Raw genomic sequence first — 15,447 nt, 5'->3', positions numbered from 1 at the left:
CGATGCCAGCTGCCTTCCCCCCCGATTCTGTTGGACTGGTGGTGCCCCAAGTGGCGCACTTCAGCGAACCGCTGGCCCTGGCCTGCGGCCGGTCGCTGCCAGCCTATGACCTGATCTACGAAACCTACGGCCAACTGAACGCCACGGCGAGCAACGCCGTGCTGATCTGCCACGCCTTGTCCGGCCATCATCATGCGGCGGGCTTCCACAGCGTCGACGAGCGCAAGCCCGGCTGGTGGGACAGTTGCATAGGCCCCGGCAAGCCCATCGACACCAACAAGTTCTTTGTGGTCAGCCTCAACAACCTCGGCGGTTGCAACGGCTCCACCGGCCCCAGCAGCCTCAACCCGGAAACCGGCAAACCATTTGGCGCCGATTTCCCGGTGCTCACCGTGGAAGACTGGGTACACAGCCAGGCCCGCCTGGCCGACCTGCTGGGCATCAGCCAATGGGCCGCGGTGATCGGCGGCAGCCTGGGCGGCATGCAGGCGCTGCAATGGACCATCACCTACCCGGACCGCGTGCGCCATTGCCTGGCTATCGCTTCGGCGCCCAAATTGTCGGCGCAGAACATCGCCTTCAACGAAGTGGCGCGCCAAGCCATCCTCACCGACCCTGAGTTTCACGGCGGCTCGTTCCAGGAAGCCGGCGTGATTCCCAAGCGCGGCCTGATGCTGGCGCGCATGGTCGGCCACATCACTTACCTGTCCGATGACTCCATGGGCGAGAAATTCGGCCGTGGGCTCAAGAGCGAGAAGCTCAACTACGACTTTCACAGCGTCGAGTTCCAGGTGGAAAGCTACCTGCGTTATCAGGGCGAGGAGTTTTCCGGGCGCTTCGACGCCAACACCTACCTGTTGATGACCAAGGCCTTGGACTACTTCGACCCGGCCGCCCAATTTGATGACGACCTGGCGAGAACCTTCGAAGCCGCCAAGGCCAAGTTCTGCGTGATGTCGTTCACCACCGACTGGCGTTTCTCGCCGGCCCGCTCCCGTGAGCTGGTGGACGCCCTGATGGCCGCGCGCAAGGACGTCTGCTACCTGGAGATCGATGCTCCGCAAGGCCACGATGCGTTCCTGATCCCGATCCCGCGCTACCTGCAGGCCTTTAGCAACTACATGAACCGCATAACTGTGTGAGAACGCCATGAGAGCCGACCTGGAAATCATCCAAGACTGGATACCCGCCGGCAGCCGCGTGCTCGACCTGGGCTGCGGTGATGGCGAACTGCTGAGCTGGCTGCGGGACAACAAGCAAGTCACCGGTTACGGCCTGGAAAACGACCCGGACAACATCGCCGAGTGCGTGGCCAAAGGCATCAACGTGATCGAGCAGGACCTGGACAAGGGCCTGGGCAACTTTGCCAGCAACAGCTTCGACATCGTGGTGATGACCCAGGCCCTGCAAGCCGTGCATTACCCGGACCGCATCCTCGACGAAATGCTGCGCGTGGGCCGTCAGTGCATCATCACCTTCCCCAATTTCGGGCACTGGCGCTGCCGCTGGTACCTGGCCACCAAGGGCCGCATGCCAGTTTCGGATTTCCTGCCCTACACCTGGTACAACACGCCGAACATCCACTTCTGCACCTTCGAAGACTTCGAAGCCCTGTGCGGCGAGCGGGAAGCCAAGGTGATCAACCGCCTCGCCGTCGACCAACAGCACCGTCACGGCTGGGCGAGTAAACTATGGCCCAACCTGTTGGGCGAAATTGGCATCTACCGGGTCAGCAGCCCCGGTCTGGCCGACCACAAGATTGCCGTCTAATCATTTTCAAGAGGGACGCTCATGAGCCGCCTGGCTGTATTTCTATTGACCGCGTGCCTGGGCGCCAGCGCCATGGCCGCGGACGCTATCGACGCTAATCGCAAGAAAGACTTCGGTGATATCACCGTCCATTACAACACCTTCACCTCCAGCTTCCTGCAACCGGAAACCGCCCAGAACATCGGCGTGGTCCGCAGCAAAGAGAAAGGTCTGATCAACGTCACGGTGATCAAGGGCGTCACCCCGGTGGCCGCGCAAGTGACGGGCACCATCAAGGATTTGGGCGGCAAGAGCGAAATCCTCACCTTCAAGCAGATCAACGAAAAAGGTGGCATCAACTATCTCGCGCCGTACTCAGTGACCCAGCGGGAATACAAGACCTTCACCATCAACGTTGAAACCGGCGGCAAAGCGCATAGCTTCCAATTCAACCAAGAACTGTTTCCGGCCGAATGATGAACCTTAATCAACTGGTACTGGCCAGCCATAACGCCGGCAAACTCAAAGAACTGCAGGCGATGCTCGGTGAATCCGTGCAACTGCGCTCGATTGGTGAATTCAGCCAGGTGGAGCCGGAAGAAACCGGTCTGTCGTTCGTCGAGAACGCCATCCTCAAGGCCCGCAATGCGGCGCGCATCTCCGGCCTACCGGCGCTGGCGGATGACTCGGGCCTGGCCGTGGACTTCCTCGGCGGTGCCCCGGGCATCTACTCGGCGCGCTATGCCGACGGCAAGGGCGACGCGGCCAACAACGCCAAGCTGCTCGATGCCCTTAAGGACGTACCGGATGCCGAGCGCGGCGCGCAATTCGTCTGCGTTCTGGCGCTGGTACGGCACGCCGATGACCCGTTGCCGATCCTCTGCGAAGGCTTGTGGCACGGGCGCATCCTGCACGCGGCCAGTGGCGAGCATGGGTTTGGCTATGACCCGCTGTTCTGGGTGCCGGAGCGCAATGTTTCCAGCGCCGAACTGAGCCCGCCCGATAAAAACCAGATCAGCCATCGCGCCCGCGCCATGGCGTTGCTGCGCCAGCGCCTGGGCCTGAAATGACCCAGAACACCTCTGCGCAGCCGCTGATCCACGGCGGCGCGCAAACACCTCGGGCGGCCCTGCCGGTGCTGCCGCCCCTGGCGCTATACATCCATATCCCGTGGTGCGTGCGCAAGTGCCCCTATTGCGACTTCAACTCCCACACCGCCGGCCCGGCGTTGCCGGAAGAGGCATATGTGGATGCCCTGTTGGCCGATCTCAACCAGGATCTGCACGCGGTCTATGGCCGGGAATTGAGCTCGATCTTTTTCGGCGGCGGCACCCCAAGCCTGTTCAGCGCGACGGCGCTGGGCCGTCTGCTGGAGGGCGTGCAAGCGCGCATCCCGTTCGCCGACGATATCGAGATCACCCTGGAGGCCAACCCCGGCACCTTCGAGCAAGAGAAGTTCGTGGCCTACCGCAAGCTGGGGATCAACCGCTTGTCCATCGGCATTCAGAGTTTCCAGCAGGACAAACTCGAAGCCCTGGGCCGCATCCACAACGGCGACGAGGCCATCCGCGCTGCCGGCATGGCGCGGCAGGCCGGTTTCGATAACTTCAACCTGGACCTGATGCACGGCTTGCCCGATCAGTCCCTGGATGACGCCCTGAGCGACCTGCGCCAGGCCATCGCGCTCAAACCGACGCACTTGTCGTGGTACCAACTGACCCTGGAACCCAACACGGTGTTCTGGAACCAGCCGCCGGCGCTGCCGGAAGATGACACGTTGTGGGATATCCAGGAAGCCGGCCAGGCCCTGCTGGCTGAACACGGTTACGCGCAATATGAAGTGTCGGCCTATGCCCAACCGGGGCGCCCGGCGCGGCATAACCTCAACTACTGGAGCTTTGGCGACTTTATCGGCATCGGCGCCGGGGCCCACGGTAAGCTCAGCCACCCGGATGGGCGCATCGTGCGCACCTGGAAAACCCGCGCACCGAAGGACTACCTCAACCCGGCCAAAAACTTCCAGGCCGGCGCGAAGGAGCTGACCAACGAAGAACTGCCATTCGAGTTCCTGATGAACGCCCTGCGCCTCACCGATGGTGTCGACGCCAGGCTCTACGCAGAGCGCACAGGCCTGGACCTGGCCAGCCTCGACGAAGGTCGCCGCGACGCAGAACAAAGCGGCTTAATGCAGGTCGAACCGTCACGCCTGGCGGCGACCGACCGCGGGCAACTCTTTCTCAATGACCTGTTGCAGAAGTTTTTGAGCTGACGCTCTAAGGAATTCGAATGGATTTGGTACTCGACCTGCTCGCCACCGTATCCCGCTGGAGCCGCAGCAACCTGTCGGAAATCTCCCTGGCACTGGTCGGCTGCTTGCTGGTGCTGTTCGGCGCCGACATCAAAGGCTGGGTCGAAGCCCGCCTGGGCAGCATCGCCGGCGCCTTGCGCGTGCCCTTGATGGCGCTGGTCTGCATGATCGGCAGCGGCGCCGCGCTGATCTACGCCACCCCGTGGATCGTGCGCGGGTTGAGCCAGTTCAACAACTACAGCCTGGCGCCGGTGCTGGTGGTGGTGCTGGTGTTGATTGGGGTCGTCGCGGATCGCCGCTGATCTCAAATCCAACACAAAAAAATGTGGGAGGGGCTTGCCCCCTCCCACATTGAGTTGCCTTGCAAGTCAGTGGCGAGTTACGCCAACTTCTCGAACTTCAAATCCCAAACTCCATGCCCCAACCGCTCGCCACGGCGTTCGAACTTGGTAATCGGGCGTTCGGCCGGGCGTGGTACGCATTTGCCGTCTTCGGCCAGGTTGCGGTAGCCGGGGGCGACGTTCATCACTTCCTGCATGTACTCCGCGTAGGGCTCCCAGTCGGTGGCCATGTGCAGGATGCCGCCCACTTTCAGCTTGCTGCGTACCAGCTCCGCGAAGGAAGCCTGCACGATGCGGCGTTTGTGGTGACGGGCTTTGTGCCATGGATCGGGGAAGAACAGCATCAAGCGGTCGAGGCTATTGTCGGCGATGCAGCGGTTAAGCACCTCGATCGCGTCGCAGTCGTACACCCGAAGATTGGTCAGGCCCTGGGTTAGCACGCCGTTGAGCAGCGCGCCGACACCCGGACGGTGCACTTCCACGCCGATGAAATCCTGGTCCGGCGCAGCGGCGGCCATTTCCAGCAAGGAATGCCCCATGCCGAAGCCGATCTCCAGGGAACGCGGGGCCGAACGGCCGAACACCTGGTCATAGTCCACCGGCGCGTCGGCAAGCGGCAGCACGAACAGCGGCGCACCTTGCTCCAGGCCCTTTTGCTGGCCTTCGGTCATGCGACCGGCGCGCATCACAAAACTCTTGATGCGGCGGTGCTTGGACGCGTCGTCGGCTTCGGGTGTGTTCGGCGTTTCGTGTGATTCAGTCATCAATGGCTCTTACTTGATCAGACCATCCAGCGGCGAAGAGGCGCTGGCATAGAGTTTTTTCGGCATGCGCCCGGCGAGGTAGGCCAGACGGCCCGCGACGATGGCGTGGTTCATGGCTTCGGCCATCATGATCGGTTGCTGGGCATGGGCGATGGCCGAGTTCATCAGTACCGCGTCGCAGCCCAATTCCATGGCAATGGTCGCGTCGGAGGCGGTGCCAACGCCCGCATCCACCAATACCGGGATCGTGGCTTCTTCGAGGATGATCTGCAGGTTGTAGGGATTGCAGATCCCCAGGCCTGAACCGATCAGGCCGGCCAGCGGCATCACCGCGATACAGCCGATCTCGGCCAATTGGCGCGCGATGATTGGGTCATCGCTGGTGTAGACCATCACGTCGAAACCTTCCTTGACCAGGGTTTCGGCGGCCTTGAGGGTTTCGATCACGTTGGGAAACAGGGTTTTCTGGTCGGCCAGCACTTCCAGCTTGACCAGGTTATGACCGTCGAGCAGCTCACGGGCCAAGCGACAGGTGCGCACGGCTTCGACGGCGTCGTAGCAACCGGCGGTGTTCGGCAAGAAGGTGTAGCGGTCCGGCGACAGCACTTCGAGCAGGTTCGGCTCGCCCTCGATCTGGCCGAGGTTGGTGCGGCGTACGGCGAAGGTCACGATTTCGGCACCGGAGGCTTCGATGGCCAGGCGTGTTTCTTCCATGTCGCGGTACTTGCCGGTGCCGACCAGCAGACGGGACTGGTAGGTACGGCCGGCCAGGACGAAGGGCTTGTCGTTACGAACGATGCTCATGGGAAATCCTCGTAATGGGGTGAGGTTCTGCAGAATCCGGGGCGGCGCCATCGCGCCAAGGGGGCGACTAGCCGCCGCCAATGGCGTGAACCACTTCGACCTGGTCGCCGTCGCTCAACGTGGTGCCCTCGTGCTGGCTACGCGGGACGATGTCCTGGTTGAGTTCCACTGCGACGCGACGTCCGGTCAACTCCAGGCGGGTCAGCAGGGCCGCAACGGTTTCACCGTCGGGCAGTTCAAAGGATTCGCCGTTCAACTGAATGCGCATGCCACGGGCCGCCATCGTTTTAAGGGGCCCGCATTCTAGCTCGATTGGCCACCAAAGGTCAGCTCCAAGCGTCAAGCGGTCAGTTGCATGCGCCAGGCAGCCAGCCCCAGAAAGAACCAGCCAAGCAGGAAAGCCAGGCCACCGAAGGGGGTGATGATGCCGAGCTTGCTGATACCGGTCATGGTCAGCACATACAAGCTGCCGGAGAACAGCAGGATGCCGACGACAAACGATACGCCCGCCCAGGTCACCAGCCGACCGGGAATGTGAGCTGCCAGCAAAGCAACGCCGAACAGCGCCAGGGTATGCACCAGCTGGTAGGTTACGCCAGTGTGGAAGATCGCCAGATAATCGGCGCTCAGGCGGCTTTTCAGGCCATGGGCGGCGAAGGCGCCAAGGGCAACGCCCGTGAAGCCAAAAAAGGCAGCCAACATCAGAAAACTACGCAGCATGGGAACTCCAGTCAGACTCATCGGGCAGGGTCTGTATAATGGCCCGCTCAACGGGTTCGGCCAAGCCATCTCTATGCTGCGTGTCCTCTTCAGTCGCTTACTCAAAGTCGTGAAATGGTTTGCCATTGGCAGTGTGTTGCTGGTGCTGCTGTTCCGTGTCGTCCCACCGCCATTCACTGCGCTGATGGTGGAGCGCAAGATCGAGTCTTGGGTCGATGGCGAACCCATCGACTTGCAGCGCACCTGGGTGCCATGGGACGAGATCTCCGACGAACTCAAGGTAGCGGTGATGGCCGGCGAAGATCAACGTTTCCCACAGCACTGGGGCTTTGATTTCGGCGCGATCCAAGCGGCATTAGCGCACAACGAGCGCGGCGGCTCGATACGCGGCGCCAGCACATTAACCCAGCAGGTGTCGAAGAATCTGTTCCTGTGGGCCGGCCGCAGTTACCTGCGCAAAGGCCTGGAAGCGTGGTTTACCGGACTGATCGAGGTGCTGTGGCCCAAGCAACGGATTCTTGAGGTATACCTCAACAGCGTGGAATGGGACGACGGGGTGTTTGGCGTTGAAGCGGCGGCGCGCCATCACTTTGGAGTGAGTGCCAAGGGGTTATCGCGGCAGCAGGCCAGTTATCTGGCGGCAGTGTTGCCCAACCCTCGGGTGTGGAGTGCCAGTCACCCAACAGCGTACGTGGCGCGGCGCGCGGCGTGGATTCGACAACAGATGAGCCAGTTGGGCGGAGAGGGTTATCTGGTGGAACTGAACAACGCCCGCAAAGCTCCCTGGTCCGACTGACTCAACACAGAACAAATGTGGGAGGGGGCTTGCCCCCGATGGCGGTGGATCAGTCACACAGAAGTTGACTGACACTCCGCCATCGGGGGCAAGCCCCCTCCTACATTGTTAAGCGGCGATGGACAATTTCAGCTTGTTCATCGCGCTTTTTTCAAGCTGGCGAATCCGCTCAGCCGACACGTTGTACTTCTGCGCCAAGTCGTGCAGCGTGGCTTTTTCTTCCGCCAGCCAGCGCTGGTAAAGAATGTCACGGCTGCGCTCGTCCAGCACTTCCAGCGCTTCGTGAAGGTTGTGATTGGAGTTGTCGCTCCAATCCGCATCTTCCAACTGACGCGCCGGGTCGTACCGGTGGTCTTCCAAGTAATTGGCCGGCGATTGGAAAGCGCTGTCGTCGTCCGCTTCGGCGGCCGGGTCGAAAGCCATGTCATGGCCAGTCAGACGGCTTTCCATCTCGCGCACTTCACGGGGCTCCACGCCGAGGCTTTCGGCCACGCGGTGGACTTCCTCGTTGTTCAGCCACGCCAGGCGTTTTTTCTGGCTGCGCAGGTTGAAGAACAGCTTGCGCTGAGCCTTAGTGGTGGCGACTTTCACGATGCGCCAGTTGCGCAGGATGAACTCGTGAATTTCCGCCTTGATCCAATGCACGGCGAACGACACCAGGCGCACGCCCATTTCAGGGTTGAAGCGCTTGACCGCCTTCATCAAGCCGACGTTACCTTCTTGGATCAGGTCAGCCTGGGCCAGACCGTAGCCGCTATAGCTACGGGCGATATGTACGACAAAACGCAGGTGGGCGAGCACCATCTGCCGAGCCGCCCCCAAATCCTGCTCATAGTAGAGACTCTCGGCCAGTTCACGCTCCTGCTCGGGCGTCAGCAATGGAATGCTGTTGACCGTGTGCACATAGGCTTCCAGGTTCGCACCTGGGACCAAGGCATAAGCAGGTTGCAAAGAAGTGGTCATACGAAAAAACCTCCGACTCACATAACTCGTGCAGTTCAGCACTGCGAAAATTGACCGGGAACCGTAGGACAAGTTCCCTAAACCACTGATACGGTCAATACAAACGAAACCACATTAATCTGACATTAACTACTTCGGTGCCAGCTCACGTAAATGCCGTGCGACCGCAATCCACGCACCGATATACCCCAACAATACCGCGCCGAGCAAGAGTGACAGACCATCGGCAACCGGCACGCCCGCCAGGGCGAAATCGCTGCCATACAGCCCGGCAAGCCCGACCACCGCGTCGTTAAGCCAGTTCAGCCCGAACGCCAGCACACCCCAGGACAAAATCCCTGCACCGAAGCCATAAAGCGCGCCCATGTACAGAAAAGGCCGACGCACATAGCTGTCCGTGCCGCCGACCAGTTTAATCACTTCTATCTCGGTGCGACGGTTTTCAATATGAAGACGAATGGTATTACCTATCACCAAAAGTAATGCAGACACCAACAACACCGTCAAACCGAACACAAACCGGTCACCCAGCTTGAGAATCGCGGCCAGGCGCTCTACCCAGACTAGATCAAGTTGCGCTTGTTGCACCTTGGGCAGTTCTGCGAGTTTTTGTCGCAGGGCTTCAAGGGCGGTCTTGTCGACCTCGTTCGGCGTCACCAGCACCACGCCCGGCAGCGGGTTCTGCGGCAGCTCCTTGAGCGCCTCGCCCAGGCCGGACTGTTGCTGGAACTCTTCAAGCGCCTGATCACGGCTGACGTACTCGGCATCCGCCACGCCCGGCATATTCTTGATGTCATCGCGCAGCGCTTCGCCCTCCTTGGCGCTGGCGTCCAGATTCAGATACAGCGAAATCTGCGCCGCGCGCTGCCAGGAACCACCCAGACGCTCCACATTATTGAGCAACAGCGACAAACCCATCGGCAGACTCAGGGCCACGGCCATCACCAGGCAGGTGAAAAAGCTGCCGATCGGTTGCTTGCCCAAGCGACGCAGGCTGTCCAGCAGGCTGGCGCGATGGCTTTCGATCCACGCGCGTAACAGGGTGCCGAAGTCCGGCCCGTCGTCATCGTCGTGTTTTTTCTTCTTCGGTTGCGGGTCGGCGGGCTTGGGGGCCACGCGTTCGGAAACCTTGGGGCTGCGTGTTGCACTCATACGCCAGCCTCCCCGTCACCGATCAGACGACCGCGCTGCAAGGTCAGCATGCGATGGCGCATGCGCGCGATCAGCGCCAGGTCGTGACTGGCGATCAGCACGCTGGTGCCCAGTCGGTTGATATCTTCAAACACCCCCATGATCTCGGCGGCCAGGCGCGGATCGAGGTTACCGGTAGGTTCGTCCGCCAGCAGCAAGGCCGGACGGTGGACGATGGCGCGGGCGATACCGACGCGCTGTTGCTGGCCGGTGGACAGGTCGCCGGGGTAGAGGTCGGTCTTGTCCGACAGCGCTACGCGCTCCAGGGCCGAATCCACGCGCTTGATGATCTCGGCCTTGGACAACCCGAGAATCTGCAACGGCAACGCGACGTTATTGAACACCGTGCGATCGAACAGCAACTGATGATTCTGGAACACCACGCCGATCTGGCGGCGCAGGAAAGGAATCTGCGCATTGCTGATGGTGGCCAGATCCTGGCCCGCCAACAGCAGCTTGCCGGTGGTCGGGCGTTCCATGGCCAGCAGCAGGCGCAGCAGGGTGCTTTTGCCCGCGCCCGAATGGCCGGTCACAAACAAGAATTCGCCGCGACGCACTCGAAAGCTCAGCTCATGCAAGCCGACATGCCCGTTGGCATAGCGTTTACCGACCTGTTCGAATCGAATCATGAACGCTCCCGCTCGGCAAACAGTGCCTGGACAAAGGGTTCGGCTTCAAAGGTGCGCAAGTCGTCGATACCCTCACCGACACCGATATAGCGAATCGGCAACCCGAACTGTTTGGCCAGGGCGAAGATCACGCCGCCCTTGGCCGTGCCGTCGAGCTTGGTCAAGGCCAGGCCGGTCAATTGCACCGTCTGGTTGAACTGCTTGGCCTGACTGATAGCGTTCTGGCCCGTGCCGGCGTCCAGCACCAGCAGCACTTCATGGGGCGCGTCGGCATCGAGTTTGCCGATCACGCGACGCACTTTTTTCAGCTCTTCCATCAAGTTGTCTTTGGTGTGCAGGCGACCGGCGGTATCGGCAATCAGCACATCGATGTTGCGGGCCTTGGCGGCCTGCACAGCATCGAAGATTACCGACGCAGAATCGGCGCCGGTGTGCTGGGCGATGACCGGGATCTTATTGCGCTCACCCCAGACTTGCAGTTGCTCCACGGCAGCGGCGCGGAAAGTGTCGCCGGCGGCGAGCATGACCTTTTTGCCTTCCGACTGCAGCTTCTTGGCCAACTTGCCAATGGTGGTGGTTTTACCGGCGCCGTTGACGCCTACCACCAGAATCACGAACGGCTTGTTCGGCGTGATCACCAGCGGCGCTTCGACCGGTTTGAGCATCGCGGCCAGTTCGGCCTGCAGAGACTTGTAGAGCGCGTCGGCGTCGGTCAACTGTTTGCGCGCGACCTTCTGGGTCAGGCTTTGGATGATCACCGCAGTGGCTTCGACGCCGACGTCGGCGGTCAGCAGACGGGTCTCGATGTCTTCGAGCAGTTCGTCATCGATGGTCTTTCGGCCCAGGAACAGGCTAGCCATGCCTTCGCCGATACTGGCGCTGGTCTTGCTGAGGCCCTGCTTGAGGCGGGCAAAGAAACCGGTCTTGCTGGTTTCGGCGGGCGCCGGGGCAATGACCGCAGGCGCGACCTCCTGCACTGGCACCGCAGCGGGCGTCGGCTCGACGACCACAGGTTGCAGCTCGGGCTCGATCACCGGCGGAATCGGCGGCACCACATGCTCAGCCTGCACATCGTCGACCAGCGCAACAGGCTCCTCGGCCACCGGCAGTTCCGGCCACGGCTTGTGCTCTGGCTCTGGCTCTGGCGCCGCTTCGACCACCGGCTGCAATACCGGCTCGGCCAGAGGCAACACCACGGGCGCCGGTGTCTCGGCAACCGGTGCGGCTTCTATAAGAGGCTCGGGAATAGGCTCAGGTTGAACCTGGGGCTGTTCGACGACGGTTTCCCGCGGCTTTTTGCGCAGCCATCCGAACAGGCCTTTTTTCTCGCCAGCCGCAGCTGGGGTCTTCTTGTCGTCGTTGGAACCAAACATGGAGGACGGCTATCTCAAAGTAGCGACGCGCCAGGGCGCCTCGGTAAATAAAATTCGATGCAGAACAGACTGCTTTAACGCCCGCTTGTTCATGCGCAACATTTTGTAAGGCCAAATAAAGCCTCAGGAAAACGATTCAATACAGGGCTTTAGCGACACATAATCGGCGAAAAATAGAATAACTTCAGGGAAAACCACTGCTTATTCCATGTTTCCTACGGCTACATACGAGGCGTCGTAAACACCCCGAGCCTGATAGCCGTGGCCGTCGTTAAATCGGATCAGTATCCTAGCACCTCCTCGCCCGCCGACGCTAAGACCAAGCGGGCCGCCCAACAGGTTAAAAAACGAATGAATGCTCTCGCCCGCCGCGCCGCAGGCCTGCTGTTCAGCACAGTTTGTCTGCCTCTTTCAGCCTTGGCTGCCGATCCACAACCGACCCATGAATTCACCCTCGATAACGGCCTCAAGGTGGTCGTACGCGAAGACCATCGCGCGCCGGTGGTGGTTTCCCAGGTTTGGTACAAGGTCGGCTCAAGCTATGAAACCCCGGGCCAGACCGGTTTGTCCCACGCTCTGGAGCACATGATGTTCAAGGGCAGCGCCAAGGTCGGCCCGGGCGAAGCCTCGCTGATCCTGCGCGACCTCGGCGCCGAAGAAAATGCGTTTACCAGCGATGACTACACTGCCTACTACCAAGTGCTGGCCCGCGACCGTCTGGGCGTGGCCTTCGAGTTGGAAGCGGACCGCATGGCCAGCCTGCGCTTGCCGGCCGACGAATTCAGCCGCGAGATCGAGGTGATCAAGGAAGAGCGCCGCCTGCGCACCGACGACAACCCGATGTCCAAAGCCTTCGAACGCTTCAAGGCGATGGCTTTCCCGGCCAGCGGTTACCACACGCCGACCATCGGCTGGATGGCAGACCTGGAGCGCATGAAGGTCGAAGAGCTGCGTCACTGGTACCAATCCTGGTATGTGCCCAATAACGCTACCCTGGTGGTGGTCGGCGACGTGACTCCGGACGAGGTGAAGAACCTGGCCCAGCGCTACTTCGGCCCGATCCCCAAACGTGACGTGCCACCGGCCAAGATCCCCATGGAGCTGGCCGAACCCGGCGAGCGCCTACTGACAATGCGTGTGCAGACCCAACTGCCAAGCGTAATCCTCGGCTTTAACGTACCCGGCCTCGCCACTGCCGAGGACAAACGCTCGGTGCAGGCCCTGCGCCTGATCTCGGCTCTGCTGGATGGCGGCTATAGCGCGCGTATTTCCGAGCAATTGGAACGTGGCGAAGAGCTGGTATCCGCCGCCTCTACCAATTACGACGCCTATACCCGTGGCGACACCCTATTCACCCTCTCGGCCACGCCGAACCAGCAGAAGAAAAAGACCATCGCCCAAGCCGAGGCCGGCCTGTGGCGCCTGCTGGACGAATTGAAAGCCAAACCGCCGACTGCTGAAGAACTGGAACGCATCCGTGCCCAGGTCATCGCCGGCCTGGTCTATCAGCGGGACTCCATCACCAGCCAGGCCACGGCCATCGGCTCCCTGGAGACGGTGGGGCTGTCATGGAAACTCATGGACAGCGAACTCGCCGACCTGCAAAGCGTGACCCCGCAAGACATCCAGAAAGCCGCCCGCACCTACTTCACCCGCGAACGTTTGAGCGTCGCCCATGTTCTGCCCGAGGAGACCGCTCATGAGTGATCGCAAAAGCAGCCGTCTGATTCTGCCCGGCTTGATCGCCGTTACCTTGATCGCCGCGAGCGCCGTGTACTTCCTGCGGCCCAGCGAGTCGGTTGCCAGCCAGGCGCTGGATCAAGCGCAATCGGCCAACAAGCTGCAATCCCTGGCAGAACTGGACGGCAAGGCGCCGACCAACCGCAAGCTGGATGTGCAGACCTGGACCACCGCCGAAGGCGCCAAGGTACTGTTCGTCGAAGCCCATGAACTGCCTATGTTCGATATGCGCATCCTGTTCGCCGCCGGCAGCAGCCAGGACGGCGACGTGCCAGGTCTGGCGTTGATGACCAACGCCATGCTTAACGAAGGCTCGCCGGGCAAGGATGTCAGCCAGATCGCCAGTGGTTTTGAAGGCCTGGGTGCCGACTTCGGCAATGGCGCCTACCGCGACATGGCGCTGGTGTCCCTGCGCAGCCTCAGCGACAGTGCCAAGCGCGATGCCGCCCTGGCGCTATTCGACCAGGTGATCGGTCAACCGACTTTCCCGGCCGATTCCCTGGCGCGCATCAAGAACCAGATCCTCGCCGGCTTCGAGTATCAGAAGCAGAACCCCGCCAAACTGGCGAGCCTTGAGTTGTTCAAGCGTCTATATGGCAATCATCCGTATGCCCATGCCAGTGAAGGCACGCCAGAAAGCGTGCCGAACATCACCCTGGCGCAGTTGCAGGCCTTTCACGCCAAAGCTTATGCCGCCGGTAATGCGGTGATTGCGGTAGTGGGCGACTTGTCCCGCACCGAAGCCGAAGCCATGACCGCCAAGGTGTCCGCCTCGCTGCCCAAGGGCCCTGCCCTGCCGAAAATCGCCCAGCCCACCGAGCCCAAGGCCGGCCTGAGCCACATCGAGTTCCCATCTAAACAGACTCATCTGCTGCTCGCCCAACTGGGCATCGACCGCGCCGACCCGGACTACGCAGCCTTGTCCCTGGGCAACCAGATCCTCGGTGGCGGCGGTTTCGGCACACGCTTGATGAGCGAAGTACGCGAGAAGCGCGGCCTGACCTATGGCGTGTACTCCGGTTTCTCGCCGATGCAGGTGCGTGGCCCGTTCATGATCAACCTGCAGACCCGCGCCGAAATGAGCGGCGGCACCCTGCGTCTGGTGGAGCAAGTGCTGGCCGATTACCTCAAGACCGGCCCGACCCAGAAGGAGCTGGATGACGCCAAGCGCGAGCTGGCCGGCAGCTTCCCGCTCTCGACCGCGAGCAACGCCGATATCGTCGGCCAGTTGGGGGCGATGGGTTTCTACAACCTGCCGCTGAGCTATCTGGAAGATTTCATGAAACAATCCCAGGCTTTGACCGTAGAGCAGGTCAAGGCTGCGCTGAACAAACACTTGAGCGCCGACAAGATGATCATCGTGACCGCCGGCCCGACCATTGCGCAGAAGCCACTACCGCCCCCTACTGATAAACCCGCCGAGCAGCCGCTCGGGGTCCCGGAGCATTAATGGCCAGTTCATCTCGCCCGAAAAAACCTGTCCACAACGTACATAACGGTGTGGGCCAACTGCGCATCATTGGCGGTGAGTGGGGCAGCCGCAAGCTGAGCTTCCCCGACGTGGTGGGCCTGCGCCCAACGCCGGATCGCGTGCGCGAAACCTTGTTCAACTGGCTCGCGCCGTACATCGGCGGGGCCAAGGTGCTGGACCCGTTTGCCGGCAGCGGCGCGTTGTTCCTGGAAGCGTTGTCCCGTGGCGCCGCCCAGGCCCAGGCGCTGGACGCCAGCAATGTCGCGGTGTCCAGCCTCAAGGAGCATCTGGGCACCTTGCGCTGCACCAATGGTCAGGTGCAAACCGCCGACGCCCTGCGCTATCTGGAAACCCAGCCCGCCAGTGAATACGACGTGGTATTCCTCGACCCACCGTTCAACCAGAACCTGTTGCCCACGGTGTGTGCGCTGCTGGAAGAACGCCAATGGCTGGCAGCCGATGCGTGGATCTACACTGAAAGCGAAACCGCACCCTCTACCCTGGGCCTGCCTGGCGCATGGCGCCTGCATCGGGAGCAAAAATCCGGGCGGGTGTTTTACGCGTTGTGGCATCGGTTGGTCGAAAGCGGCGCTTAATG

At 61.4% G+C, this 15,447-nt stretch carries 18 protein-coding genes; 10 read left to right on the top strand and 8 right to left on the bottom strand.

The features are described from left to right. Positions 1-2: 2 nt before the first annotated feature. From K1567_RS18120 to K1567_RS18095, 6 genes are read left to right on the top strand one after another with little or no spacing between them, the layout of a single operon-like run. Positions 3-1,142, top strand: coding sequence for a homoserine O-acetyltransferase (locus K1567_RS18120; RefSeq protein ID WP_034139676.1), 1,140 nt, complete (start codon positions 3-5; stop codon positions 1,140-1,142). 7 nt (positions 1,143-1,149) lie between these two features. Then, on the top strand, positions 1,150-1,770 hold the full coding sequence (gene metW, locus K1567_RS18115; protein WP_034101277.1) for a methionine biosynthesis protein MetW: 621 nt from the start codon (positions 1,150-1,152) through the stop codon (positions 1,768-1,770). A gap of 21 nt (positions 1,771-1,791) precedes the next feature. Next, positions 1,792-2,226, top strand: coding sequence for a DUF4426 domain-containing protein (locus K1567_RS18110; protein ID WP_034101278.1), 435 nt, complete (start codon positions 1,792-1,794; stop codon positions 2,224-2,226). Next, entirely contained in the window at positions 2,223-2,819 is a 597-nt protein-coding gene (rdgB, locus tag K1567_RS18105; protein ID WP_220698741.1) for an RdgB/HAM1 family non-canonical purine NTP pyrophosphatase, read from the top strand. The genes K1567_RS18110 and rdgB overlap by 4 nt, the downstream gene beginning before the upstream one ends. After that, positions 2,816-4,018, top strand: coding sequence for a radical SAM family heme chaperone HemW (gene hemW / locus K1567_RS18100; RefSeq protein ID WP_259445006.1), 1,203 nt, complete (start codon positions 2,816-2,818; stop codon positions 4,016-4,018). Before rdgB ends, hemW begins: the two co-directional genes overlap by 4 nt. Positions 4,019-4,035: 17 nt before the next feature. Beyond that, positions 4,036-4,359 carry a DUF3392 domain-containing protein gene (locus K1567_RS18095; protein ID WP_016972961.1) on the top strand — a complete coding sequence of 108 codons (324 nt, stop codon included), beginning with the start codon at positions 4,036-4,038 and terminating at the stop codon, positions 4,357-4,359. Between the two features lie 77 nt (positions 4,360-4,436). Here K1567_RS18095 and trmB read toward each other — a convergent pair whose 3' ends face one another. The 4 genes from trmB to K1567_RS18075 form a co-directional block, all read right to left on the bottom strand. Then, positions 4,437-5,162, bottom strand: a complete 726-nt coding sequence (trmB, locus tag K1567_RS18090) for a tRNA (guanosine(46)-N7)-methyltransferase TrmB (RefSeq protein ID WP_169867586.1) — start codon at positions 5,160-5,162, stop codon at positions 4,437-4,439. Positions 5,163-5,171: 9 nt separating this feature from the next. Continuing rightward, positions 5,172-5,966 carry a thiazole synthase gene (locus tag K1567_RS18085; RefSeq protein ID WP_034101284.1) on the bottom strand — a complete coding sequence of 265 codons (795 nt, stop codon included), beginning with the start codon at positions 5,964-5,966 and terminating at the stop codon, positions 5,172-5,174. Positions 5,967-6,033: 67 nt separating this feature from the next. Next, on the bottom strand, positions 6,034-6,234 hold the full coding sequence (gene thiS, locus K1567_RS18080; RefSeq protein WP_034101286.1) for a sulfur carrier protein ThiS: 201 nt from the start codon (positions 6,232-6,234) through the stop codon (positions 6,034-6,036). Between the two features lie 71 nt (positions 6,235-6,305). Next, complete coding sequence (locus K1567_RS18075; RefSeq protein ID WP_169867587.1) at positions 6,306-6,686, bottom strand: DUF423 domain-containing protein; 381 nt, start codon at positions 6,684-6,686, stop codon at positions 6,306-6,308. A 73-nt stretch (positions 6,687-6,759) separates the two neighbouring features. On the opposite strand from K1567_RS18075, the gene mtgA reads away from it, so the two are divergent. After that, complete coding sequence (gene mtgA, locus K1567_RS18070) at positions 6,760-7,482, top strand: monofunctional biosynthetic peptidoglycan transglycosylase (RefSeq protein ID WP_169867588.1); 723 nt, start codon at positions 6,760-6,762, stop codon at positions 7,480-7,482. Positions 7,483-7,590: 108 nt separating this feature from the next. On the opposite strand, the gene rpoH is transcribed toward mtgA, so the two are convergent. The 4 genes from rpoH to ftsY form a co-directional block, all read right to left on the bottom strand. After that, a complete protein-coding gene (gene rpoH, locus K1567_RS18065; protein WP_005792286.1) occupies positions 7,591-8,445 on the bottom strand; it encodes an RNA polymerase sigma factor RpoH in 855 nt (284 codons plus the stop codon). Between the two features lie 129 nt (positions 8,446-8,574). Then, complete coding sequence (gene ftsX / locus K1567_RS18060; protein WP_034101290.1) at positions 8,575-9,597, bottom strand: permease-like cell division protein FtsX; 1,023 nt, start codon at positions 9,595-9,597, stop codon at positions 8,575-8,577. Then, complete coding sequence (gene ftsE / locus K1567_RS18055) at positions 9,594-10,265, bottom strand: cell division ATP-binding protein FtsE (RefSeq protein ID WP_003176700.1); 672 nt, start codon at positions 10,263-10,265, stop codon at positions 9,594-9,596. The genes ftsX and ftsE overlap by 4 nt, the downstream gene beginning before the upstream one ends. Further along, complete coding sequence (ftsY, locus tag K1567_RS18050; protein ID WP_034115364.1) at positions 10,262-11,638, bottom strand: signal recognition particle-docking protein FtsY; 1,377 nt, start codon at positions 11,636-11,638, stop codon at positions 10,262-10,264. Before ftsY ends, ftsE begins: the two co-directional genes overlap by 4 nt. A 351-nt stretch (positions 11,639-11,989) precedes the next feature. Here ftsY and K1567_RS18045 point away from each other — a divergent pair, with 351 nt between their 5' ends. Genes K1567_RS18045 through rsmD form a run of 3 tightly spaced genes read left to right on the top strand, consistent with a single transcriptional unit; the run spans position 11,990 to position 15,445 of the window. Then, positions 11,990-13,345 (top strand): pitrilysin family protein, encoded by a 1,356-nt coding sequence (locus K1567_RS18045; RefSeq protein WP_034101292.1) that lies wholly within the window; start codon positions 11,990-11,992, stop codon positions 13,343-13,345. Then, positions 13,338-14,828 carry a pitrilysin family protein gene (locus tag K1567_RS18040; protein ID WP_220698740.1) on the top strand — a complete coding sequence of 497 codons (1,491 nt, stop codon included), beginning with the start codon at positions 13,338-13,340 and terminating at the stop codon, positions 14,826-14,828. Before K1567_RS18045 ends, K1567_RS18040 begins: the two co-directional genes overlap by 8 nt. Beyond that, positions 14,828-15,445, top strand: coding sequence for a 16S rRNA (guanine(966)-N(2))-methyltransferase RsmD (gene rsmD, locus K1567_RS18035; protein ID WP_034101294.1), 618 nt, complete (start codon positions 14,828-14,830; stop codon positions 15,443-15,445). Before K1567_RS18040 ends, rsmD begins: the two co-directional genes overlap by 1 nt. Positions 15,446-15,447 lie beyond the last annotated feature (2 nt).

The organism is Pseudomonas sp. S5F11 (assembly GCF_019641515.1).
GTDB classification, from domain to species: Bacteria; Pseudomonadota; Gammaproteobacteria; order Pseudomonadales; family Pseudomonadaceae; genus Aquipseudomonas; species Aquipseudomonas rhodesiae.
This window is presented reverse-complemented; position numbering and strand designations above follow the sequence as displayed.

Excerpts from the sequence above, each read along its gene's own strand:
- ftsY (WP_034115364.1), bottom strand. The coding sequence starts at position 11,638 with ATGTTTGGTTCCAACGACGACAAGAAGACCCCAGCTGCGGCTGGCGAG.
- rpoH (WP_005792286.1), bottom strand. The coding sequence starts at position 8,445 with ATGACCACTTCTTTGCAACCTGCTTATGCCTTGGTCCCAGGTGCGAAC.
- K1567_RS18110 (WP_034101278.1), top strand. The coding sequence starts at position 1,792 with ATGAGCCGCCTGGCTGTATTTCTATTGACCGCGTGCCTGGGCGCCAGC.
- K1567_RS18075 (WP_169867587.1), bottom strand. The coding sequence starts at position 6,686 with ATGCTGCGTAGTTTTCTGATGTTGGCTGCCTTTTTTGGCTTCACGGGC.
- ftsX (WP_034101290.1), bottom strand. The coding sequence starts at position 9,597 with ATGAGTGCAACACGCAGCCCCAAGGTTTCCGAACGCGTGGCCCCCAAG.
- thiS (WP_034101286.1), bottom strand. The coding sequence starts at position 6,234 with ATGCGCATTCAGTTGAACGGCGAATCCTTTGAACTGCCCGACGGTGAA.
- ftsE (WP_003176700.1), bottom strand. The coding sequence starts at position 10,265 with ATGATTCGATTCGAACAGGTCGGTAAACGCTATGCCAACGGGCATGTC.
- rdgB (WP_220698741.1), top strand. The coding sequence starts at position 2,223 with ATGATGAACCTTAATCAACTGGTACTGGCCAGCCATAACGCCGGCAAA.
- trmB (WP_169867586.1), bottom strand. The coding sequence starts at position 5,162 with ATGACTGAATCACACGAAACGCCGAACACACCCGAAGCCGACGACGCG.
- K1567_RS18120 (WP_034139676.1), top strand. The coding sequence starts at position 3 with ATGCCAGCTGCCTTCCCCCCCGATTCTGTTGGACTGGTGGTGCCCCAA.
- K1567_RS18040 (WP_220698740.1), top strand. The coding sequence starts at position 13,338 with ATGAGTGATCGCAAAAGCAGCCGTCTGATTCTGCCCGGCTTGATCGCC.
- mtgA (WP_169867588.1), top strand. The coding sequence starts at position 6,760 with ATGCTGCGTGTCCTCTTCAGTCGCTTACTCAAAGTCGTGAAATGGTTT.
- K1567_RS18095 (WP_016972961.1), top strand. The coding sequence starts at position 4,036 with ATGGATTTGGTACTCGACCTGCTCGCCACCGTATCCCGCTGGAGCCGC.
- rsmD (WP_034101294.1), top strand. The coding sequence starts at position 14,828 with ATGGCCAGTTCATCTCGCCCGAAAAAACCTGTCCACAACGTACATAAC.
- K1567_RS18045 (WP_034101292.1), top strand. The coding sequence starts at position 11,990 with ATGAATGCTCTCGCCCGCCGCGCCGCAGGCCTGCTGTTCAGCACAGTT.
- metW (WP_034101277.1), top strand. The coding sequence starts at position 1,150 with ATGAGAGCCGACCTGGAAATCATCCAAGACTGGATACCCGCCGGCAGC.
- hemW (WP_259445006.1), top strand. The coding sequence starts at position 2,816 with ATGACCCAGAACACCTCTGCGCAGCCGCTGATCCACGGCGGCGCGCAA.
- K1567_RS18085 (WP_034101284.1), bottom strand. The coding sequence starts at position 5,966 with ATGAGCATCGTTCGTAACGACAAGCCCTTCGTCCTGGCCGGCCGTACC.